Genomic DNA, 21,312 nt, shown 5'->3' with positions numbered 1-21,312 from the left:
AGGGGCCCGGTCCGGACCCTGAGAAACTCGACAGCGCATGAACGCCCACACGGCGTGCATGGTCCAACGAAAGGCACTCGCACCCATGAGCAGCAACGAAGCGCCGCGCGGCCCCGTCGACTCCTCCCGTGTCCCGCGGTACGCCGGACCCGCGACGTTCGCCAGGCTGCCCCGGCTCGACGAGGTCGGCTCCGCCGACGTCGCCGTGGTCGGCGTGCCCTTCGACAGCGGGGTCTCCTACCGTCCCGGGGCCCGCTTCGGCGGCAACGCGATCCGCGAGGCCTCGCGGCTCCTGCGGCCCTACAACCCGGCGCAGGACGCCTCGCCCTTCGCTCTCGCCCAGGTCGCGGACGCGGGTGACATCGCCGCGAACCCCTTCAACATCAACGAGGCCGTGGAGACCGTCGAGGCCGCCGCCGACGACCTGCTCGGCACGGGAGCCCGGCTCATGACGCTCGGCGGCGACCACACCATCGCGCTGCCCCTGCTGCGTTCGGTCGCCAAGAAGCACGGCCCCGTCGCCCTGCTCCACTTCGACGCGCACCTGGACACCTGGGACACCTACTTCGGCGCCGAGTACACCCACGGCACCCCGTTCCGCCGGGCCGTCGAGGAGGGCATCCTCGACACCGAGGCGCTGTCGCACGTCGGTACCCGCGGGCCGCTGTACGGCAAGAAGGACCTCACCGACGACGCCAAGATGGGCTTCGGCATCGTGACCTCCGCCGACGTCATGCGGCGCGGCGTCGACGAGATCGCCGACCAGCTGCGGCAGCGCATCGGTGACCGCCCGCTCTACATCTCCATCGACATCGACGTGCTCGACCCCGCGCACGCCCCCGGCACCGGGACCCCCGAGGCCGGCGGCCTCACCTCGCGCGAGCTCCTGGAGATCCTGCGCGGGCTGTCCTCCTGCCACCTCGTCTCGGCCGACCTGGTCGAGGTCGCCCCGGCGTACGATCACGCGGAGATCACGTCCGTCGCCGCCTCGCACACGGCGTACGAGCTGACGACGATCATGTCCCGCCAGATCGCGGAGGGCCGCACCCAGTGAGTCACGACCACGACGACCGGCCGCAGCTCACCGCCGCGCAGGCCGAGGCCGCCCTGAACCCCCCGCCCGGACGCAACGGCGGGGACCTGGTCGTCGAGACCCTCCAGGGCCTCGGCGCCACCACCGTCTTCGGACTGCCCGGGCAGCACGCTCTCGGCATGTTCGACGCGCTGCGCCGCTCCTCGCTCTCGTACGTCGGTCTGCGCGTCGAGAACAACGCGGGCTTCGCCGCCGACGCCTACGGACGGATCACCGGTGAGGTGGCGCCCCTGCTGCTCTCCACCGGCCCGGGCGCCCTGACCTCCCTGGCCGCGCTCCAGGAGGCCGCCGCCGCCTCGGCGCCCGTGCTGGCGATCTCCAGCCAGATCCCCACGGCCGGGCTCGGCGGCGGACGCCACGGCTACCTGCACGAGCTCCGCGACCAGAAGGCGTCCTTCCGCGACATCGTGAAGTCCGTGCACACCGTGCGCACGGCCTCCCAGATCCCGTCCGCGATCGCCGCGGCCTGGGAGTCCGCGCTGACCGCCCCGCACGGCCCGGTCTGGGTGGAGATCCCGCAGGACGTGCTGCTCGCCGGGACGCTCCTGCCCGCCGTGAGCGCGCTCGACGCCACCCCGCGCGACCTGTACCCGCGCCCGGAGCTGACCCTCGTGGCCGCCCGCCTGCTGTCGGACGCCGAGCGTCCGGCGATCATCGCGGGCGGCGGAGTCGTACGGTCCGACGCGTCCGGCAAGCTGCGCGCGCTCGCGGAGAAGATCAACGCTCCGGTCGTCACCACCTTCGGCGGCAAGGGCGCCTTCCCGTGGGAGCACCCGCTGTCGCTCCGGTCCTGGCTGGAGGACCGGTACACCACGGACTTCCTGGAGTCGGCCGACGTCCTCCTGGTCGTCGGCTCAGGGCTGGGCGAGCTCTCCTCGAACTACCACACGTTCGCCCCGCGCGGCCGGATCATCCAGATCGAGGCGGACGCCGGGAAGCTGGAGTCCAACCACCCCGCGCTCGGCATCCACTCCGACGCGCGCGAGGCCCTCGCCGGCCTCCTGGACGCCGTGGAGCCCCGGGAGGACGACGACGCGCCGGAGCGCGTCCGCGCGCTGCTGGAGCGGGTCCACGACCGGATCGCGGCGCAGGACCTCACGCTGGAACAGCAGGTGCTCGCCTCGGTCCGTGAGGCGCTGCCCGACACGTCACCCAGCTTCTGGGACATGACGATCCTCGCCTACTGGGCCTGGTCCGCCTTCGACGCCCGACAGCCCAACACCATGCACTCGGCGCAGGGGGCCGGCGGTCTCGGCTACGGCTTCCCGGCCGCCATCGGTGCCGCCGCCGCCGACCGCACCAGGCCGGTCCTCGCGGTCTCCGGCGACGGCGGAGCGATGTACTCGATCGCCGAGCTGGCCACCGTGCGGCAGTACGACCTGCCCGTCACCTGGCTGATCGTCGACGACGGGGGCTACGGCATCCTGCGCGAGTACATGACGGGCGCCTTCGGCGAAGCCACGGCGACCGAGCTCTCCCGCCCGGACTTCGTGGCCCTCGCCGAGTCCTTCGGCGTCCCCGCGGTCCGTACGACGCCCGAGACCCTGGCCGCCGACCTCGGCAAGGCCCTGGCGGCCCCCGGCCCCTCGGTGGTGGTGCTCCCCGCGCTGCTGAGGATGTTCGAGCCGACGCACCTCTAGGACGGGTTCGTGCGGCCGGCCCGGGGAACAGCCGGGCCGGCCGCCTCCGCCTCACCCCCGGCCGCGCACGCCTCACCCCGCTCCGGCGGTCCTGCCGATCGCCGCCTCCTGCGCGGTGCGGCCCTCGTGGAAGCGCTCCTGGAGGCCGGAGTCGCGCAGGGAACCCGGCAGGTCCCTCCCGGCGGGCAGCAGATCCGGCAGTGACCTGAACACCACGGCCGCCGGGCCGCCCCGGCCCCTGTTCCTGGCCCCTTGCAGGTACTTGCCGGCCAGATGCAGGCGCCTGGTCAGGTGCTTCGACGGCTCCAGGGCCAGCTTCCGTACGACGTCCGGCCGGCCGAGCGAGTGATGCTCCCCCTCGCCCAGCCTCTGCAGCTCCGCCAGTGCCGCGTACAGCCGGCCGCAGAGGTACGCCTCCGCCCTGAGGTCGTTCGCCATCGGCTTCCCCGTTCCCTTGATCCCGGTGCGCGCGGCCATCCCTACCCCGGCGCTCCCCGGAACCGCTCAGCCCGCCGGCCCCTGGCCCGCCGGCCGGGAATTGTTGCGGAAGGATGAAATCCGCAGCCCGCCGCGTTGGGGACTTGCGGTAGGTCAGGCGGGGAGTCGGGGCGGAACAGGAGGCACGGGTGGTGGGCGCGGAGGTCAAGGGCGCGGAGAAGGACGGCGCGGGGAGGCACCCCGCGCGGCAGTCGGCCGCGGAGCAGCAGGGCTGGGCCCGGAGGCTGAGCGCGTACGCGTGGCGCTATCGCCGCAACGTGGTGCTGGCGCTGGGCTCGTCCCTCGCGGGCATGGCCGTGATGGCGCTCGTGCCCCTCATCACCAAGGTCATCATCGACGACGTCGTCGGCAACCACACCCGGTCCCTGGGCGTGTGGACCGGCCTTCTCATCGCGGCGGCCGTCCTCGTCTACGTCGCCACCTTCGTCCGCCGCTACTACGGCGGGCGGCTCGCCCTGGACGTACAGCACGATCTGCGGACCGAGATGTACGGCACCCTCACCCGGCTCGACGGGAAGAGGCAGGACGAGCTCTCCACCGGGCAGGTCGTCGGACGGGCGACCAGTGACCTGCAGCTGATCCAGGGCCTCCTCTTCATGCTCCCGATGACCATCGGGAACATCCTGCTCTTCGTCATCTCCCTGGTGATCATGGCGTGGCTGTCGCTGCCCCTGACCCTCGTCGCCCTCGCCGTCGCCCCGGCGCTGTGGTTCATCGCGCGCCGCTCCAAGGCCCGTCTCTTCCCCGCCACCTGGTACGCCCAGAGCCAGGCCGCCGCCGTCGCCGGAGTGGTCGACGGGGCCGTCTCCGGGGTCCGGGTCGTCAAGGGGTTCGGCCAGGAGGAACAGGAGACCGGCAAGCTCCGTGAGGTCAGCCGCAGGCTCTTCGCCGGCCGGCTGCGCACCATCCGGCTGAACTCCCGCTACACCCCGGCGCTCCAGGCCGTCCCCGCGCTCGGCCAGGTCGCGATGCTGGCCCTCGGCGGCTGGCTCGCCACCCGGGGTGAGATCACGCTCGGCACGTTCGTCGCCTTCTCCACCTACCTCGCCCAGCTCGTCGGCCCGGTCCGGATGCTCGCCATGGTCCTCACCGTCGGCCAGCAGGCCCGAGCCGGTGTGGAGCGCGTCCTGGAACTGATCGACACCGAGCCGTCCATGGCCGACGGCACCAAGACGCTCCCGGCCGACGCCCCGGCGCGCGTGGAGTTCGACGACGTCCGCTTCGGCTACGACGAGGACCGTCCGGTCCTGGACGGGTTCTCCCTCACCATCGAACCGGGTGAGACGGTGGCCGTCGTGGGTGCCTCGGGCAGTGGCAAGTCCACCGTCTCCCTCCTGCTGCCCCGCTTCTACGACGTGTCGCACGGTGCCGTCCTGGTCGGCGGCCACGACGTCCGGGAGCTGACCCAGGACTCGCTGCGGGCCGCCATCGGGCTCGTACCCGAGGACAGCTTCCTCTTCTCCGAGTCCGTCGGCGCGAACATCGCCTACGGATACCCGGGCGCCACCCGGGAACAGATCGAGGCAGCCGCGCGAGCGGCCCAGGCGCACGGCTTCATCTCCGCCCTGCCCGAGGGCTACGACACCAAGGTCGGCGAGCACGGCCTCACCCTCTCCGGTGGCCAGCGCCAGCGTGTGGCGCTGGCCCGCGCCCTCCTCACCGACCCCCGCCTGCTGCTCCTCGACGACGCCACCTCAGCGGTCGACGCACGGGTCGAACACGAGATCCACGAGGTCCTCGCGCGGGTCATGGAGGGCCGCACGACCCTGCTGATAGCCCACCGCCGGTCCACGCTCGGCCTCGCCGACCGCATCGCCGTCCTCGACCGCGGACGGCTCGCCGACGTCGGTACGCACGCGGAGCTCGAACGCCGTTCGGCGCTCTACCGCCGGCTCCTCACCGACCCGGACGAGATGGGCGGCAGCTCCCCCGGGCACCAGCCGTCGCCCGCCGCGGCGCCCGAGGACGACCGCGCGCTCCAGGAGGAGCTGGACGCCGAGTTCGACGCCGAGCGCGGCGTCACCCCGGCGCTGTGGATCCGCAAGGAGGAGCAGCGCGACCCGGCGGCCGCCGGCATGCCCGCGACGCCCGAGCTGCTCGCCCAGGTCGACGCGCTCCCGCCCGCCACCGACGCCCCCGGCATCGACGAGGCGAGCGCGGTGCGCCCGGAGAAGTCGTACGGCCTGCGCCGGCTGCTCCACGGCTTCGGCCGTCCGCTGCTGGTGAGCCTGGCGCTGGTCGCCGTGGACGCGGGCATGGGCCTGCTCCTGCCCGTGCTGATCCGGCACGGCATCGACGACGGCGTCACGAAGATGGCGCTCGGCGCGGTCTGGGCGGCGGCCGGTCTCGGTCTGCTCGCCGTGCTCGTCCAGTGGGCGGCCCAGATCGGTGAGACCCGGATGACGGGCCGCACCGGGGAGCGCGTGCTGTACTCCCTGCGTCTCAAGATCTTCGCGCAGCTCCAGCGGCTCGGCCTCGACTACTACGAGCGCGAGCTGACCGGCAGGATCATGACCCGGATGACGACGGACGTGGACGCGCTGTCCACGTTCCTGCAGACCGGCCTGGTCACCGCCTTCGTCTCCCTCGTCACCTTCTTCGGCATCACCGTGGTGCTGCTCGTCCTCGACATCCAGCTGGCGCTGGTCGTCTTCGCGACGCTGCCGGTCCTGATCGTCGGCACGTTCTTCTTCCGCCGCAAGAGCGTCAAGGCGTACGAGCTCGCCCGGACGCGCATCAGTGTCGTCAACGCCGACCTCCAGGAGTCCGTCTCCGGGCTGCGGATCGTGCAGGCGTTCCGGCGCGAGCGCGACGGTGCCGAGAGGTTCGCGGAGCGCAGCGACCACTACCGTCAGGCGAGGGTGCGGGGGCAGTGGCTGATCTCCGTCTACTTCCCGTTCGTGCAGCTGCTGGCCTCGGTCGCGGCGGCCGCCGTGCTGATCGTCGGCGCGGGCCGTGTCGACGACGGCACGCTGACCACGGGCGCGCTGGTCGCCTACCTGCTCTACATCGACCTGTTCTTCGCCCCGGTGCAGCAGCTGTCCCAGGTCTTCGACGGCTACCAGCAGGCCAGCGTGTCCCTCGGGCGGATCCAGGAACTCCTGCGGGAGCCGACGTCCACGGCCGACCATGACGACCCGCTGCGCGTGACGTCGCTGCGCGGCGAGATCGCGTTCGAGGACGTGTCGTTCGCCTACGCCGACGACGAGGAGGCCCTCACCGGCGTCGACCTGCGGATCCCCGCGGGCCAGACGGTCGCCTTCGTCGGTGAGACGGGAGCGGGCAAGTCCACGCTGGTCAAGCTCGTCGCCCGCTTCTACGACCCGACGAGCGGCCGGGTCACGGCGGACGGCACGGACCTGCGCCGGCTCGACAGGACGGCGTACCGGCACCGGCTCGGAGTCGTACCGCAGGAGGCCTACCTGTTCGAGGGGACGGTCCGCGACGCCATCGCGTACGGGCTCCCGGACGCCACCGACGCCCAGGTGGAGGCGGCGGCCAGGGCCGTCGGCGCGCACGACATGATCGCCACCCTGGAGGACGGCTATCTGCACGAGGTCGCCGAGCGGGGCCGCAACCTCTCGGCCGGCCAGCGCCAGCTGATCGCGCTCGCCCGCGCCGAGCTGGTCGACCCCGACATCCTGCTGCTCGACGAGGCGACCGCGTCCCTCGACCTCGCCAGTGAGGCCCAGGTCAACCAGGCCACGGACCGCCTCGCGGGCCGGCGCACCACCCTGGTGGTCGCCCACCGGCTGACGACGGCCGCCCGCGCGGACCGGGTCGTGGTGATGGACGGGGGAAGGGTCGCCGAGGACGGCACGCACGAGGAACTGCTCGCCAGGGGAGGCACGTACGCCCGGCTGTGGCGCACCTTCATAGGAGAGGACATGGGGGAAGGCATAGGGGAGGACGCCCCGGCGGGCGTGTGACGCCCTCGGCCGCGTTCGGGTGCCTCGTTCCGGAACCCGGGAGGCCTCCTCCCGCGTCGTACACCCGTGCGTACGTGTGTGTGAAGGCGGGCAGTGTGTTCCGATGGGCGGGTGGAGTGGTCGTGGTGGACGGTGTGGTGAGAGCGCGGGCGTCATCGAGGCGGCCGCGAGGGCGGGCGGGCCGGCGCCTGGCGGCGGCGCTCCTCGTCCTGCCGCTGCTCGGTGCCGTCGCCCTGGTGCTGGGCCCCGCCGGGGCGGCCCCGGCCCAGGCCGCGTCGGCCTGCTCGGGGCGGCTGGTCAAGACGGTGACGTTCTCCACCGGTTCGCTGCGCGTCTACAAGAGCCGTGCCTACGCGTGCGCCGTCACCGTCGCCAAGAAGCCGGGCGCACGCCGGGCGATGAAGGTGTCGTTGCAGCCGCGCGGCGGCCGTGCGGTCGTCGACAGCGGCAGGTTCACCAAGCTGGCCGGCCCCGTCACGGTGCACGCGCTGAACCGCTGTGTGCGCGCCTCGGGTTCCGTCGGTGGCTCCTCCGGCTCCACCGGGTGGATCCTGTGCTGACGTGCGGACGGGTCTGGCGTGGCAGGTGTCACCCCCGCTAGGTTCACGGCGACTGTCGTGAATCAACGGGAGGGTGCATGCGCAAGGTGCTCAGAGGCGTTCTGTCGCTCGCGGTGCTCATAGGCACAGTGAGTGCGACCGGAGCCTCGGCGGGAGCGGCCACCGCCGCACAACCGGCCGCGAAGCAGAGCAGCTCCACCAGCAGCGAGGACATCAAGGACCGCATCCTGGCCATCCCGGGAATGAGTCTGACCGAGGAGAAGCCCTATCCCGGCTACCGCTTCTTCGTCCTCGACTACACCCAGCCGGTCGACCACAGGCGCCCGTCCAAGGGCACCTTCCAGCAGCGCGTCACGCTGCTGCACAAGGACACGACCCGCCCCACGGTCTTCTTCACCAGCGGCTACAACGTCTCGACCAACCCCAGCCGCAGCGAGCCGACGCAGATCGTCGACGGCAACCAGGTCTCCCTGGAGTACCGGTTCTTCACCCCGTCCCGCCCGGCGCCCGCCGACTGGTCGAAGCTCGACATCTGGCAGGCCGCCAGTGACCAGCACCGGGTCTTCACGGCGCTGAAGAAGATCTACTCCGAGAACTGGCTCAGCACCGGCGGCTCCAAGGGCGGCATGACCGCAACCTACTTCGAGCGCTTCTACCCGAAGGACATGGACGGCGTCGTCGCCTACGTGGCCCCCAACGACGTGGTCGACAAAGAGGATTCGGCGTACGACCGGTTCTTCGCACGCGTCGGTACCGAGGAGTGCCGGGACCGGCTGGGCGGTGTCCAGCGCGAGGCACTCGTCCGCCGTGGACCTCTGGAGAAGAAGTACGAGGCGTACGCCGCCGAGAACGGCCTGACCTTCGACACCGTCGGCACGCTCGACAAGGCGTACGAGGCCGTCGTCATGGACTACGTCTGGGCGTTCTGGCAGTACAGCCTGCTCGCCGACTGCGCGGCCGTCCCGGCCGACGCAGAGAACGCCACCGACCAGGAGATCTGGGACTCCATCGACGGCATCTCGGGCTTCTCCGCCTACGCCGACCAGGGGCTGGGGACCTACACGCCCTACTACTACCAGGCGGGCACCCAGCTGGGTTCGCCCGACATCCAGCAGCCCTGGCTGGGGAACCTGAGCCGCTACGGCTACCAGCCGCCGCGCAACTTCGTGCCGCGCTCCATCCCGATGAAGTTCCAGCCCGCCGCCATGCGGGACGTGGACAGCTGGGTCAGGAACAACGCCAGGCACATGCTGTACGTCTACGGCGAGAACGACCCGTGGGGCGCCGAGCCCTTCCGTCTCGGCAAGGGCGCGCGGGACAGCTACGTGTACACCGTGCCGGGCGGCAACCACGGGGCCAAGGTCGCCGGACTCGTCGCCGACGAGAAGGCCAGGGCCACCGCGGCCATCCTGCGCTGGGCCGGGGTCGCGCCCGCTGCCGTCGAGGCCGACCCCGCCAAGGCGAAGCCCCTCGCGACGTTCGACGCGCGCCTGGACGTGCGCGATGCCGAACTCCAGCGGGACCGGGGCACACTGCGGCCCTAGCCGGGCCCCGGGAAGCCGGAGCGGGCCGCGCGCGCCGGGTGCTGATCACACCCGGCGGGCGCGGCCCGTCGGCCTGTCCCCGTCAGGTGGTCACGGCGAGGGGGCCGTGTGTCTCCGGTACGACAGTCCGTGGCCGACGGGGTACAGCGTCTGTGCGGGGGCGTCCGCCCGCTGGACCGGGACCGGCAGCCTGCCCTCCGGCTGGGCCCGTCCCGCGATCACACGAGCGGCGGCCCGCAGCTCCACGTCCGTCCAGGAGTACGACGCGAGGCTCGCGGCACAGCCCGTTCCGGCCAGGTGGGCGACGTCGTACGGATTGCGGATCGCGAGCGTGATCACCGGGACGCCGGTCGCCGCGAGGGCGCTGACCAGGGTGCGCTGCGAGCTGGTCGCCGTCACGTTGTACGTGCCCACGACCACCGCGTCCTTGCCCTCCGCCGCCGCCACTGCCTCGGCGATCTTCGCGGCGGAGGGTGCCGTGCCGGTGGACAGCGCGGTCGCCGTGTACCCCAGTTCCTGGAAGGCCGCGGCGAGCGTGGCGGTCGGTGGACCGGTCGTGCCGGAGGGGGAGGCCGGATCCGCGCCGGCCACCAGCAGGTTCCGGTGGGAGCGGCGGGAGAGGGGCAGCAGCGCGCCGTCGTCGGCCAGCAGCGTGGTGGTCCGCTCGGCGATCCGGTCGGCGGCGGCGAGATGGGACGGGACGCCGACGACGCGGTCCACACCCCGGTGGGTGACGTACGGGTCGCGGAACAGCCCCAGCCGGGACTTCAGCCGCAGGATGCGCAGGATCGATTCCTCGATGCGGGCCTCGCTGATCTCGCCGCCCCGCACGGCGTTCAGGACGGCGTTCCAGGCGACCTTCAGGTCCGGCGGGTTGAGCAGCTGGTCGACCCCGGCCAGCAGCGCGAGGACGGGGACGCGCTCGTCGCCGTACTTCGTGCGCACGCCCTCCATCCCCAGGGCGTCGGTGACCACGACCCCCTCGAATCCGAGCTCCTCGCGCAGGATGCCGGTCAGGATCGGGCGGGACAGGGTGGCCGGGTCCTCCGAGGGGTCGAGGGCGGGTACCACGATGTGCGCCGTCATGATCGAGTCGATGCCGGCGGCGACGGCCGCCCGGAAGGGCGGGGCGTCCAGCTCGGCCCACTGCTCGCGGGTGTGGTGGATGTAGGGCAGGCCGGTGTGGCTGTCCGTGCTGGTGTCCCCGTGGCCGGGGAAGTGCTTGGCGGTGGAGGCGATCTGGGCGCTCTGGTACCCCTTCACCTGCGCGGCGACCAGCCCCGCGACCGACTCCGGGTCGGAACCGAAGGAACGGACCCCGATGACGGGATTGGCCGGGTTGACGTTGACGTCCGCGTCCGGCGCGTAGTTCTGGTTGATGCCCAGCGCCGCCAGCTCGGCCCCCGCGATCCGCCCCGCCGTGCGGGCGTCGGAACGGGAACCGCCCGCACCCAGGGCCATCGCGCCCGGCATCAGTGTCGCGGGCTCGCCGACGCGGCACACGATGCCGTGCTCCTGGTCGGTGGAGACGAGGAGCGGCAGTGGCGTGGGCCCGGCGAGCCCGGCCCGCTGGATCCCGTTGGAGAGGTCGGCGATCTGGTGCGGGTCGCGGGTGTTGTGCGCCCAGGCGAAGTAGATGATGCCGCCGACGTGGTACGTGGAGATCAGCTCGGCCGCGTCGCGGACCCCGATCTCGGCGAGGTTGGCGTCGACGTCCGCCTGGTCGGGATCGGTGGCGGAGTGCCCGTACACCCGCATCACGAAGAGCTGGCCGACCTTCTCCTCCAGGCTCATCCGGGCGATGAGCCGCTTGAGACGGCTGTCCGGCGAGGTTCCGGAGACGGCCGCCTGCGCGCTGCCGGGCAGAGCGGCGACGCCGGTCGCCGCGGCCGCGGCGGTGGCCGCCGTGGCGGTGAGGAGGGTGCGTCTGGAGGTGCGGTGGTGCACGTGAGCCCCTTCCGGTGCTGAAAGAAACTTCCAAGAAGGTACGGATATATGGAAAGTAACTACCAGTCAAGGGTCTCGCCGGGAATGGGGGACGGGCCGGACGGCGTGCGCCGCGGCGGCGGGCGCCCGCCCAGGAGCGCACATGCCGTCAGGAGCCCGTCGTGACCAGGAGCCGGGGCCGCCGCCGGGACGCGTCGGCGCAGCCGTCCGGCGAAGTGGTCCGGCGAAGTGGTCCCGGCCGGGCTCGCGTGGCCCCGCCGCGCGGCGGGGCCACGCGAGCCGCAGGCCCGCTGGGCGCGGGCCCGGGCTACTGCTTCGGCGCGCCGAGCCGCAGCAGGTGCTCGCGGCCCGCAGCCAGCATCTCCGGCAGCTCGGCGGCCCCGGCGTACCAGCGCTTCTCGTACTCCCAGCAGACCCAGGCGTCCTGGTCCAGCGTGTCCAGACACGCCTTCAGCGGCAGCACTCCCGCACCGAGTGCGAGCGGCACGGTGTCCTCGGCGGAGGCGATGTCCTTCACCTGTACGTAGCCCAGGTGCGGGGCCAGCACCGCATGGCTCGCCGCGGGTTCCTCCCCGGCCAGCCAGGTGTGCATCACGTCCCAGACCGCACCGATCTGCCCGTGCCCGACGGTCCCCACCACCCGGGCCACGTCGGCCCCGGCGCGGTGCGAGTCGTGGGTCTCCAGGAGGATCCGTACGCCCAGGTCGGCGGCGTGCGGGGCGGCGGCTCCCAGACGCCGGGCGGCGATCGCGTCGGCCTCCGCGGGATCCTGGTCCCCGCCGCCGGGGAACACCCGGACGTTCGCCGCGCCCAGGTCGCGCGCCAGTTCCACCAGCTCGGCCATCCCGGCGATCACCGGTTCGTCCTCACCCTCGGCGGCGACCCGCACGTACCCGGCGACGGTCAGGATCTCGACCCCGGCCCGCTCGAACTCCTCGGCCACCGCCTTGCGTCCGGCAGGGCCGAGGCCGGGGTGGACCGGCTCCTCGGGATGGGCACGCAGCTCCACGCCCTGGTAGCCGTTCCCGGCGGCGAGCCGCACCACGTCCGCGACGGGCAGACCCGGCACTCCGAGGGTCGAGAAAGCGAGCTTCACGATGTGTGTCCTTCCGCTGGGGGCCGGCGCGGGAACGGCCCGGCACTCACCCGGCTCCTGCCCTCGGGAGACGGCCGTCACTCCCGCGCGACGCCCGGCGTGAGGGCCCTCGGCCCGGATGCGACGGCCCTCAGTCCGTGCCCCGCAGCAGTCGCTCCAGGCTGCCGAGGAGCTGGAGGGCGTCCTCGCGCCGTTCGCCCTCCAGCGCCCGCCCGCCGGCGCCCGCCGGCTGTGCGGGGAGCACCCGCAGAGCAGCCGCCGCCTGCCGGGCGAACATCGCCAACAGGTCCAGTTCGCGGACACCCGACCGGGCCTGGGGCGAAGGGTCCAGCACCTCCAGGACCCCGAGCACGCGCGCGTCACTGATGAGCGGGGCCGCCATCAAGGCGTCCGGGACGTACTGGGTGGACTCCGCGAGGGAACGGTCGAAGGACGCGTTCCGGCTCAGGTCGTCCACCACCATCGGCTCACCCGAGGTCGCCACCCAGCCGGCGATGCCGCGCCCCGCCGGGAACCTGCGCCCCACCAGGAACTCCTCGCCCTCCCCGGAGACCGCCTGGAAGACCAGTTCGTCCGCCTCCTCGTCCAGCAGGCACACGGAGCTGGCCGCCGCCCCGAAGATCGCCCGAGCCACGTCGACCACGGACTGGAGCAGCTCGTGCCGGGCGGCGTCGCCCGGGAGGGGGAGGGACGCGGAGGGGAGAGTGGCATCAGTTCTCGGAGTCATCAGGGGTATCTCCTGCCGCTGTGGAAGGACGCGGGCCGGCGTGCACGTTGGCCGCGGACAGATAGAGGGCGTTCTTGAGCTGGAAGGCCGTCATGCTGGGGTGCGCGGAGAGGACACGGGCGCAGAGCCCCGCGACGTAAGGGGTGGCGAAGCTGTTGCCGGTGGTGCGGATCGTCTTTCCGCCCAGCCAGGGCACGGACACGTTCTGCCCCGGCCCGAAGAACTCCACCGGGGGGTCCGGGTTGTACAGGTGGAGCTCGTCGTCCTCCTGGTGGCTCCCCACGGAGATCACCGACGCGAACCGCCAGGGGAAGCTCTCCACCGGGGTGTTGTGCGCCGACGCGACGATCACCGTACGGCCGAAGTAGGCGCGGTCGGCGAGCCCGTGGAGCTCCTGGGCGAAGCGGGTGCGAGTGGTCGACAGGCTCAGGTTCACCACGTCGAAGCGCTGCTCCACGGCCCACCGGAGCCCGGCCATCAGGACGTCACCGGTGCCGGAGAAACGCTCGCCGAGCACCCGGACGCTGTGGATCTCGCAGTCGGGCGCCGTACGGCGGATGATGCCCGCGCACGCGGTCCCGTGCCCGCAGGTGTCGCCGGTGGTGGTCGGCTCGACCGTGACCTCCTGACTCTCCGGGTCCTTGACGGCGACCCAGGAACTCTCCACCGGGCCGACCAGCGGGTGGTCGCGCTCCACGCCGGAGTCCACCACGCACACGCGCACGCCGCGCCCCGTCGCGTTCGGCGCGGGAGTGCCACCCGGTGGCCCCTCGTCCGCCGGCACCGGCACGTCCTCGGGCCCCCGTCCCCGCAGGCTCCACGTGAGCCCCCGCCCCGGTACCGTGCCCGTTCCGGTGCTTCCCATCGGTCAGTTCCTCTCCGTCGTGGTGACCATGGCCTCGTCCGGGAGGCAGGCGGCGGCCCGGCGGACGCCCGGCAGATGCCCCTTCCCCGCGAAGTGCTCCCGCGCCGTGCGGGCCGAGGCCAGGGCGGGAGCCCGCCGCCCCAGGGCGGACAGGGTGCGGGCCCGGTCCAGTTCGGCGGTCGCCCGGACCAGCGGGGAGTCCGTGAGCAGGGAGGCCCGCACGGCCCGGTCCGCGTGGTCTACCGCCTCCACCGGACGCCCGGCGGTGGCGGCCAGCCGGCCCCGCAGCCCGTTCAGGTCGACGGCGTCCGCACGGTTGAGCTCCGCCGCCTCCCCGACGCCCGCGATCCATGCCGCCGCCTGCGGTGTCCGGCCCTCGTCGAGCTCGATCCGGGCCGCGTCCAGTGCCACGGCGGTGCGCAGTCCGCCCGCGTCGGCGCGCCGGGCCGCCCGGTCCGCCCGCGCGAGCAGTTCCAGTGCCGCCGCGCTGTGCCCGAGCAACGCCTCCACCGCCGCCCCGAACACGGGCAGGAACACCTCGGCCTCGGCGAACCGCAGCTTCCCGGCCAGTTCCCGGGCCTCGGCGAGGCAGCCACGCGCCTCGCGGGGCCGGTCCTGGAGCGCGTACAGCACCGCCAGAGGGCAGTTCAGGGTGAGCCTGACGGTCGGGCGGCCCTCCCCGTGCGCGGCCAGCAGCGCCCGGCACCGTGACACCGCCTCCGGGGCGGGCACCGGGCCGCGCCACAGGGAGATGCCGATGGCCCCGAGAGCGCCGGCCCGCTCCGGTTCGGCTCCGGCCAGGACCGCCTGCTCCAGGGCACGCGCCTGGTCGCGCTCGGCCTCCTCGTGCCGGCCGGCCTGCTGGAGGTGCTGGGCGAGCCTCAGGTGCGACCTGGCCCGGCCGACCGCGTCCCCGGCCGCTTCGAAGACCGGCAGCACCGCCCTCGCCGTGGACGCCGGCCCGGGGCCGGGCCCCGAGGGGTCCAGCACGGCGAGCGCGAGCCTGGCGTGCGCGGACTCCACCGTCACCGAGTCCATGTCGCGCACGCGGCGCAGCAGAGCGGCCCCGCTGCCGGTCCGCCCGAGAGCCACCCGGACCTCACCGAGCCTGCGCACCGAGCCCGCGTCGTCCGGGTCAAGTGCGACCGCCCGCTCCAGCAGGTCGTCCGCCCAGGCGAGGTCGGACCGGGACGCGGCCTGGGCTCCCGCGCGGCCCAGCGCGGCGGCCGCCCGCCCTCTCAGCCGCCCCGTCAGGTCGTCGAGCAGCCCGAGCTCGGTCCGGTAGCGGCAGGCCCGTTCGAGATGGCCGCCGACGGCGCCGTCCCCCGCCCGCAGCACCCCCGGCAGCTCCGCCGCCCAGGCGTGCCGGTCCGCCTTGGCCCGCTTCGACAACGACGCGTACGTCACCTCGTGCACCAGCCCGCTGCTGAACCGGTAGGCCGAGGGGCCCGCCCCCGGCGCCGGCTCCACCAGGCGCCGTCCGGTCAGTGCCGTCAGCACCTCCTCGACGCGTGCCACGTGGTGGGCCCGGTCGGCGGGGGACAGGCTCAGCGCCACCGGGTCCCGCCGTTCCGCCAGCCGCGCGGACGTCTCCAGCAGCAGCAGCTCCGCCGCGGTGAACTCGCGGCCGATCACGGCGGCCAGATCGATCACGTTCCGCTCCGTCCGGGCCAGCGCACCGATCCGGGCGCCGAGCAGGGCCTGGAGCGTGGGCGGCAGCCCGGCCCCGGGACCGTCCGCGACGCCCCCGTCCGCACGGCCGCCGACCAGCAGCTGCTCCAGATGGAGCGGATTGCCCTCGGCCCGGTGCAGCAGGCGCTCGTCCACCGGCCCGGTCCCGCCGTCGAGCCGGGCCAGCAGGCCGGCCAGCCGGGCGCTCTCCTCGTGGGGCAGCCCCCTGAGCTGGAGGCCGCCCGCCGTGTCGGCCGTCCCGTCCGGCCTGCCCACACACACCATCAGCACGCCGGCGGGCCCCGAGTCCTCCGTCAGCCGTTCCAGGGTCAGCGTCAGCAGGGGCGCCGCCTCGTGCGCGTCGTCGAGCACCAGCACGAACGGCCGTCGCCCGGCCGCCCCGCCCAGCGCCGTCGTCAGGGCGGCGCACATGTCCTCGAAGGGGGCGTTCGGCGTACCGTCGCGCAGCAGTCCCGCGGACAGCAGGGCCCTCGCGTCGTCTTCAGCCGTACCGGAGGGGGGACCACCGCCGGCCGACGGCTCCGGTGGGCCGGCGAGCGACGGCAGGGCGCGGAGCGCGTCGGCCAGGGGGGTGAGCGTCCCCCGGTCCCCATGGCTGCGGCACCGGCCCGCGCCGTAGGTCAGGGTGCCCGAGGCGGAACGCCGCGCCAGCCACTCCCGTACCAGCCGGGTCTTGCCGATCCCAGGCTCGCCGGTGACCCGCAGCAGGCGGGCACGCCCCTCGCGCACGGTGTCCGACAGGGCCGCGTCCAGCGCGCCCTGCTCGGCGTGACGACCGACGAAGGGCACGTCGAAGCGGCGCAGCAGCGCCGGGTCGTCCGCTCCCAGGGAAACCAGCCGGTAGGCGGCCACACTGTCCTGCTTGCCCTTCAGCCGGAGCGGCCCGGTGGGCTCGGCGGACACCGTGGGCCCGGCGGCGAGCAGCGTGTCCGGCCCGAGGAGGATCTCGCCCGCGCCCGCGTTCTGCTCCAGGCGTGCGGCGATGTTGACGGTCTCGCCCGACACCAGGGCCTGGCGGGCCGTCGCGTCGCCGCCGGCCACCACCTGACCGGTGTTGACACCGATCCTGGCGGCCAGCCTGATGCCGAGCGTGGCGTGCAGTTCCTCGTTGAGCACGGCCAGCGCGTCCCGCATGCCGAGCGCCGCGGCCAGCGCGCGCCGGGCGTCGTCCTCCCGCACCACCGGCACCCCGAACACCGCCATCACGGCGTCACCGATGAACTTCTCCGGGGTGCCGCCCTGAGCCACGATCTGGGAGCTCATCGCCTCGAAGTACCGCAGCGTCACGGTGCGCAGGGTCTCCGGGTCCAGTACGCCCGACAGGGCGGTGGAGCCGACGAGATCGCAGAAGAGCACCGTCACCGGCTTGCGTTCGTCCTCCCCGGGGGCGGCGGTGACGGCGCACGGCGTCCCGCAGGACGAGCAGAACTTGGCCTCGTCCGGCAGGTCCTGGCGGCACGTGGAGCAGGTCATGACGATTCCTTCCTTCCGGGACCGGGCGGGCGGGGCCCGCGTGTGCGTGCCGCCGGAACGGCCCGCGCACGTCCGGGGCCGGCACGGGCCCGTGGCCGGGCCCGTGCCGGGCGGACACCGCTCAGAACAGCGCGCCGCCGGCGATTTCGCCGTGCGCCTGGACCTCGGGTCCGACCGCGTCCAGGCGGCTCTTGATGTCCAGCAGTACGGCGAGCTCCTCCTCCGTCAGCTCGCTGAGCACGAGGCGCTGCTCGTCGGTGAGCATGTCCACCGGCAGTCCGGCCTCGTACAACGAGGCCGGCAGCGCGGGCCGTTCGCCGGCCCCGGGTGCCCGGGGGGCGCCGCCGCTCTCGGATGGTCGGGTCATGGGGTGACTCCCGTCGGTGAGAGGGGTCCGGCCCCCCGTGGCGACGGCGCCGCCACGGAGCGCCCGAGCCGGACGAACAGCCGGGTGAGCGCGTCGAGGGAGTGCAGGGCGCTGACCGTCACGTCGGACGCCTGACCACGGGTCAGGGGCAGCCCGTCCAGCAGCGTGTACAGCTCGTCCAGATGCCCGGTGTCCAGCGCCGCGTGTTCCCGGACCGTCCGCAGTGCGGTGTCCGGCAGGCCGGTCCTCCGCGCGATGCGGGAGGTCAGGCCGGGAGCGGGCGCGTAACCCTCCAGCACCGCGATGTAACCGAGCAGGGCGACCGGGTGGTGGTGCTCGATCCAGTAGTACTGTGATCCGGCGAGCGAGGCGACGACCGGCGCGGGGAGCGGGCCGAGCGCGTCCTCGGGCAGCCCTCCCGCCGCCCGGATGTCCTCCAGCAGCCAGAGGTCGTGCCCCTCCTCCTCCTGGATGTGCTCACGCAGATACGCCGCCAGCGGGCCGGCCAGCGGGTCACCGCGGCTCTCCAGCTGCCCGGCCCGCTCCAGGGCGCGCCACATCAGCGGAACGGAGGCGCGCACCACCGCGTGCATGGTGCACAGATAGCGTCGGTAGCGCGGCAGGAGGTCGTCGGCGCGCCACATGTGTTCCATCGCGTGCAGCAGTTCCCCGTCCAGCAGCCGCAGGGTGACCCGCAGCCGCGCCGAGCAGGCCGGCCCTCCCGCGCTCACCGGGACCCCTCCACGGCGGGCACCGCGTCCGTGCCGGTGCCACCTGCCAGGACCAGGGGCGCGTACGCGGCGCAGCCGTGCCGTCGGACCACGCCCACCGGGCCGTCCGCCGCACCGCGGTGGGCCGCGGCCAGGTCCAGCAGCGCCCCCGGGGCACCCGCCGCGACCGAAGCGGCCTCGGTCTCCACCCGGACGTCGGAACCGAGGGCCCGGCAGCCCTCGCAGTAGGAGGCTCCGTGCGAGGGGACACCGGAACGCTCGGCCAGCAGGGCGGGGCCGACGGTGCGGATCATGCGCAGCACCGGCGACTCCAGGGCGCGCCGGCGTACGGCCGCCCAGTCGTCGGTGGCGATGTGCCCGAGGCGCAGATGGGCGGGGGCCGGCCGCCGGTCCACGGTGTCCTGGTTGCAGCAGGCCAGCACGGTCCCGTCGAAGGCGACCACCGGCCAGGCGGCCATGGCGCACGGGGACACCGCGCCCGCCCCGGGGCCGGTGCGGGCGGACGCGGCCCAGGAGGCGGCCCGCCCGAACGGTCTCACCTCGTTGACCAGGGAGGGCACCCGGCCGCCGAACTCCTCCTCGATGTCCCGGGCGACGTCCGCGAGGTACGGGTCGTCCGCTCCCGTACCGGCGAGGTGGAAGCTCACCGCCACGCCCGCCTCCCGGACCCGGTGCACGGCGCGGAACACGTCGGCGCGGGGGATCTCCCGTTCGTGGTGGGCGTCGAGACTGGCGGAGAAGTGGTCCACGGCGGTGATCGCACGCAGGACACGAGGAGGAATGTTCCGGGACCGGGCGAAGAACATGCCGCTGAGCAGTGCCGTGCGCGAACCGGCGGCGCGGGCCCGGGCGCTCAGCTCCTCGACGAGCGCGGGCAGCAGGAGTGGTTCGCCACCGGTCAGCATCACCACGTCGGGACGGTCCTCCTCGGTGAAGGAGCCCACGAAGCCGAGCAGTCGGCCCGCGTCCGGTTCCTCCCGCGTCGTCAGGGACGATCCGGTCGAGCAGTGGGCGCAGCTGAGGGGGCAGCGCCTGGTGAGGCCGAGCAGCAGGCCGGCGGCGGGGAAGGGCCGCCGTCCGACGAGTTCGCCGAGTTCCATGCGGGGCCGCCTCCTTCTGGGGGCCGGGAGCGCGCGCCGGGGGACCGTCACCGGTGGACCCGTCCGGCGTGCGCGGAAGAGCCCCCAGCGTGTGGCGTGGCGGTTCGACGACGCTCCGGGGAAGCTTCAGAAGTGGTATGTCCCCAGCTCAGCAGGGGTCCGGGCCGGTCGTGGACGTCCGGGGGCGGCCGGGGGAACCGCTGTGAACTGCGCCGATACCGGAGCCATACCGCCGCCGAAGCGATCGCCAGGCGGAGCCTCCTAACTTTCTCGGCAACGGCAGGCAACGGCCCGCCTCACCGGGACCCGGCACCTCGGGCCACGGAAGCAGCGCAGTCACGAGTGGACGGAGACCACCATGTCCGAGAACACCAAGCCCGCCGCCGACGACAACAACGAGGCCGAGACCCCCGAGGTCGAGGCGCACTCCGTGCTGGACCTCCAGGAGACGGCCGTCGACAAGATCGTGGTCCCCGGCAGCTGCGTGAGCGTCATCAGCGTCGTACTGGAGAACTGACCGGACGCACCGGGACGGCGCCACGGAGGCCGGGGAGAACCCTCCCGCCGTGGCGCCCGGCCGGCCGGTGACGTGGGGCGGTTCCGTCGCGACGGAGCCGCCCCGCCGCCGCTCACGGCAGGCCCCCCTCTCACGGCCCCATCCTCACCGGGAGTTCACGATGGCCATGCCGTTGCGCGGCAACAGGGATTTCCGGCTGCTCTGGCTGAGCGGCCTCTTCGCGGTCCTGGGCGGGCAGATGAGCGCTCTGGCCCTTCCCCTGCTGGTACTCAAGGAGACCGGCTCCGCCGTGCAGGCCGGAGCCGTCGGCACGGTGTCCGTGGGAGCCGTCCTGGTCACGATGCTGCCCGGCGGGGTGATGGCGGACCGGGTCGAGCGCCGTCGGCTGATGCGGCTCTGCGACGTCGGCAGCCTGACCGTCGTCACCGCCCTCACCGTCGCCGTCTGGGCGGGCCACGCCCCCATGGCGCTGGTCCTGCTCGTCGCGGGCGCGGGCGCGGTGATCGGCAGCGTCTACGGGCCGGCCGTCTTCGGCCTGATGCGCGCCGTCGTCCCGGCCGAGCAGATGGGGACGGCCACCGCACGGCTCCAGGCGCGCACCCAGACCGCCAGGCTGGTGGGACCGCTGGTCGGGGGAGCACTGTTCGGGATCCACCCCGCCCTGCCGTTCGCCGTCGAGGCCCTGGGCCTGCTCCTGTCGACCGTCTGCGTGGCCCTCGTGCGCACCCGCTCCCGTGCGCGGACGAAGGCGGGCGCGGTGTTCAGCAGGCGCGAACTCCTGGCGGGGCTGACGTTCCTGTGGGCCGTTCCCTATCTGCGCACGGTACTTCTCGTCTTCGGCCTGGGCATGAACTTCGCCTTCGGGGCGCTCACCTTCACGGCGCTCACCGCGTTCTCCGAGGGAGGGCGTTCCGGTATCGGCGGCGGCTTCGTCATCAGCTGTGTCTCCGCCGGGGCGCTGGCCGGTGCGCTGATCGCGCCACGGATCAGCCCCGAGCGGCATTCCCGGTTCCTGGTCGTCGCCACCTGCTGGGTCTGTGTGGCGTCCGCCGGGGCGATGGCCTGGTTCAGCCGGCCGCTGGTGGCCGGGCTCATGTGCGCGCTGTGCATGTGCCTGTCGACGGTCGCGAGCATCGGCTTCCTCTCGAAACTCCTGGTCGTGACCCCGGAGGACCGGGTGGGCCGGGTCCAGAGCGCCGCGGGTTTCCTGTCCTCCGTCGTCCAGCCGCTCGGACCGCTGGCCGGCGGAGCCCTGCTGTCCGTCTTCGGCGCCCGGTGGGCCTTCACCCTGGTCGGCGGCGTGCTCGCCGTGTCCGCGCTCGTGGTCACCTTCGCGCCGTCGGCACGGGCGGAGGTCTCACCGCACGACGCGGCGCACCCCGGCGGACCGCCGGGGCCGGGCGACCCGGACGTGCGGGTGCCCGGTTCCGGTCGCACACCGGCGCCCGGCCCCGGACACACGGCCGCCGGAGCGGACCGGGCCGTCCCGGGCAGCTGACCACGGCCGGTGAGCCCTCTCGCCGTCCGCCCCCA

16 protein-coding genes are annotated in these 21,312 nt (G+C 73.7%); 7 read left to right on the top strand and 9 right to left on the bottom strand.

What is annotated here, in order from left to right:
- Positions 1-85: 85 nt before the first annotated feature.
- A complete protein-coding gene (gene speB / locus ACHFIV_RS27020) occupies positions 86-1,054 on the top strand; it encodes an agmatinase (protein WP_398974210.1) in 969 nt (322 codons plus the stop codon).
- Positions 1,051-2,733 carry a thiamine pyrophosphate-binding protein gene (locus tag ACHFIV_RS27015; RefSeq protein WP_398974207.1) on the top strand — a complete coding sequence of 561 codons (1,683 nt, stop codon included), beginning with the start codon at positions 1,051-1,053 and terminating at the stop codon, positions 2,731-2,733. Before speB ends, ACHFIV_RS27015 begins: the two co-directional genes overlap by 4 nt.
- Before the next feature lie 72 nt (positions 2,734-2,805).
- Here ACHFIV_RS27015 and ACHFIV_RS27010 read toward each other — a convergent pair whose 3' ends face one another.
- Positions 2,806-3,210 (bottom strand): hypothetical protein, encoded by a 405-nt coding sequence (locus ACHFIV_RS27010; protein WP_398974205.1) that lies wholly within the window; start codon positions 3,208-3,210, stop codon positions 2,806-2,808.
- A gap of 152 nt (positions 3,211-3,362) precedes the next feature.
- On the opposite strand from ACHFIV_RS27010, the gene ACHFIV_RS27005 reads away from it, so the two are divergent.
- The 3 genes from ACHFIV_RS27005 (at position 3,363) to ACHFIV_RS26995 (ending at position 9,264) form a co-directional block, all read left to right on the top strand.
- The gene (locus ACHFIV_RS27005) at positions 3,363-7,160 is read left to right on the top strand and encodes an ABC transporter ATP-binding protein (protein WP_398974827.1); all 3,798 of its coding nucleotides are present in this window, start codon (positions 3,363-3,365) and stop codon (positions 7,158-7,160) included.
- A 116-nt stretch (positions 7,161-7,276) separates the two neighbouring features.
- Complete coding sequence (locus tag ACHFIV_RS27000) at positions 7,277-7,720, top strand: hypothetical protein (protein ID WP_398974824.1); 444 nt, start codon at positions 7,277-7,279, stop codon at positions 7,718-7,720.
- A gap of 77 nt (positions 7,721-7,797) precedes the next feature.
- Entirely contained in the window at positions 7,798-9,264 is a 1,467-nt protein-coding gene (locus ACHFIV_RS26995) for a S28 family serine protease (RefSeq protein ID WP_398974203.1), read from the top strand.
- Positions 9,265-9,354: 90 nt separating this feature from the next.
- On the opposite strand, the gene ACHFIV_RS26990 is transcribed toward ACHFIV_RS26995, so the two are convergent.
- From ACHFIV_RS26990 to ACHFIV_RS26955, 8 genes are all read right to left on the bottom strand, one after another.
- Positions 9,355-11,211 (bottom strand): glycoside hydrolase family 3 protein, encoded by a 1,857-nt coding sequence (locus tag ACHFIV_RS26990; protein WP_398974200.1) that lies wholly within the window; start codon positions 11,209-11,211, stop codon positions 9,355-9,357.
- Positions 11,212-11,518: 307 nt separating this feature from the next.
- The gene (locus tag ACHFIV_RS26985) at positions 11,519-12,307 is read right to left on the bottom strand and encodes a sugar phosphate isomerase/epimerase family protein (protein WP_398974197.1); all 789 of its coding nucleotides are present in this window, start codon (positions 12,305-12,307) and stop codon (positions 11,519-11,521) included.
- 130 nt (positions 12,308-12,437) lie between these two features.
- A complete protein-coding gene (locus ACHFIV_RS26980; protein ID WP_398974195.1) occupies positions 12,438-13,034 on the bottom strand; it encodes a GAF domain-containing protein in 597 nt (198 codons plus the stop codon).
- Positions 13,018-13,899, bottom strand: coding sequence for a S8 family peptidase (locus ACHFIV_RS26975; protein WP_398974193.1), 882 nt, complete (start codon positions 13,897-13,899; stop codon positions 13,018-13,020). Before ACHFIV_RS26975 ends, ACHFIV_RS26980 begins: the two co-directional genes overlap by 17 nt.
- Positions 13,900-13,902: 3 nt before the next feature.
- A complete protein-coding gene (locus ACHFIV_RS26970) occupies positions 13,903-17,064 on the bottom strand; it encodes an adenylate/guanylate cyclase domain-containing protein (protein WP_398974190.1) in 3,162 nt (1,053 codons plus the stop codon).
- Positions 17,065-17,185: 121 nt separating this feature from the next.
- Positions 17,186-17,431: an aroma-sacti cluster domain-containing protein gene (locus ACHFIV_RS26965; RefSeq protein ID WP_398974188.1), complete on the bottom strand. Its 246-nt coding sequence runs from the start codon at positions 17,429-17,431 to the stop codon at positions 17,186-17,188.
- Entirely contained in the window at positions 17,428-18,162 is a 735-nt protein-coding gene (locus tag ACHFIV_RS26960) for an iron-containing redox enzyme family protein (RefSeq protein WP_398974185.1), read from the bottom strand. The genes ACHFIV_RS26965 and ACHFIV_RS26960 overlap by 4 nt, the downstream gene beginning before the upstream one ends.
- Positions 18,159-19,262, bottom strand: a complete 1,104-nt coding sequence (locus ACHFIV_RS26955) for a radical SAM protein (RefSeq protein WP_398974182.1) — start codon at positions 19,260-19,262, stop codon at positions 18,159-18,161. The genes ACHFIV_RS26960 and ACHFIV_RS26955 overlap by 4 nt, the downstream gene beginning before the upstream one ends.
- A 358-nt stretch (positions 19,263-19,620) precedes the next feature.
- Between ACHFIV_RS26955 and ACHFIV_RS26950 the strand changes: the two genes are divergently transcribed.
- Both ACHFIV_RS26950 and ACHFIV_RS26945 read left to right on the top strand, forming a co-directional pair.
- A complete protein-coding gene (locus ACHFIV_RS26950) occupies positions 19,621-19,779 on the top strand; it encodes a hypothetical protein (protein ID WP_398974179.1) in 159 nt (52 codons plus the stop codon).
- A gap of 160 nt (positions 19,780-19,939) precedes the next feature.
- The gene (locus ACHFIV_RS26945; RefSeq protein ID WP_398974175.1) at positions 19,940-21,277 is read left to right on the top strand and encodes an MFS transporter; all 1,338 of its coding nucleotides are present in this window, start codon (positions 19,940-19,942) and stop codon (positions 21,275-21,277) included.
- The last annotated feature ends 35 nt before the right edge of the window (positions 21,278-21,312 follow it).

Source organism: Streptomyces sp. ALB3, assembly GCF_044385685.1.
Taxonomy (GTDB): Bacteria; Actinomycetota; Actinomycetes; order Streptomycetales; family Streptomycetaceae; genus Streptomyces.
This window is presented reverse-complemented; position numbering and strand designations above follow the sequence as displayed.

Bases quoted from the DNA above. Each gene is read 5' to 3' on its own strand.
- speB (WP_398974210.1), top strand. From the start codon at position 86: ATGAGCAGCAACGAAGCGCCGCGCGGCCCCGTCGACTCCTCCCGTGTC.
- ACHFIV_RS27010 (WP_398974205.1), bottom strand. From the start codon at position 3,210: ATGGCCGCGCGCACCGGGATCAAGGGAACGGGGAAGCCGATGGCGAAC.
- ACHFIV_RS26995 (WP_398974203.1), top strand. From the start codon at position 7,798: ATGCGCAAGGTGCTCAGAGGCGTTCTGTCGCTCGCGGTGCTCATAGGC.
- ACHFIV_RS26980 (WP_398974195.1), bottom strand. From the start codon at position 13,034: ATGACTCCGAGAACTGATGCCACTCTCCCCTCCGCGTCCCTCCCCCTC.
- ACHFIV_RS26975 (WP_398974193.1), bottom strand. From the start codon at position 13,899: ATGGGAAGCACCGGAACGGGCACGGTACCGGGGCGGGGGCTCACGTGG.
- ACHFIV_RS26970 (WP_398974190.1), bottom strand. From the start codon at position 17,064: ATGACCTGCTCCACGTGCCGCCAGGACCTGCCGGACGAGGCCAAGTTC.
- ACHFIV_RS26965 (WP_398974188.1), bottom strand. From the start codon at position 17,431: ATGACCCGACCATCCGAGAGCGGCGGCGCCCCCCGGGCACCCGGGGCC.
- ACHFIV_RS26955 (WP_398974182.1), bottom strand. From the start codon at position 19,262: ATGGAACTCGGCGAACTCGTCGGACGGCGGCCCTTCCCCGCCGCCGGC.
- ACHFIV_RS26950 (WP_398974179.1), top strand. From the start codon at position 19,621: ATGTCCGAGAACACCAAGCCCGCCGCCGACGACAACAACGAGGCCGAG.
- ACHFIV_RS26945 (WP_398974175.1), top strand. From the start codon at position 19,940: ATGGCCATGCCGTTGCGCGGCAACAGGGATTTCCGGCTGCTCTGGCTG.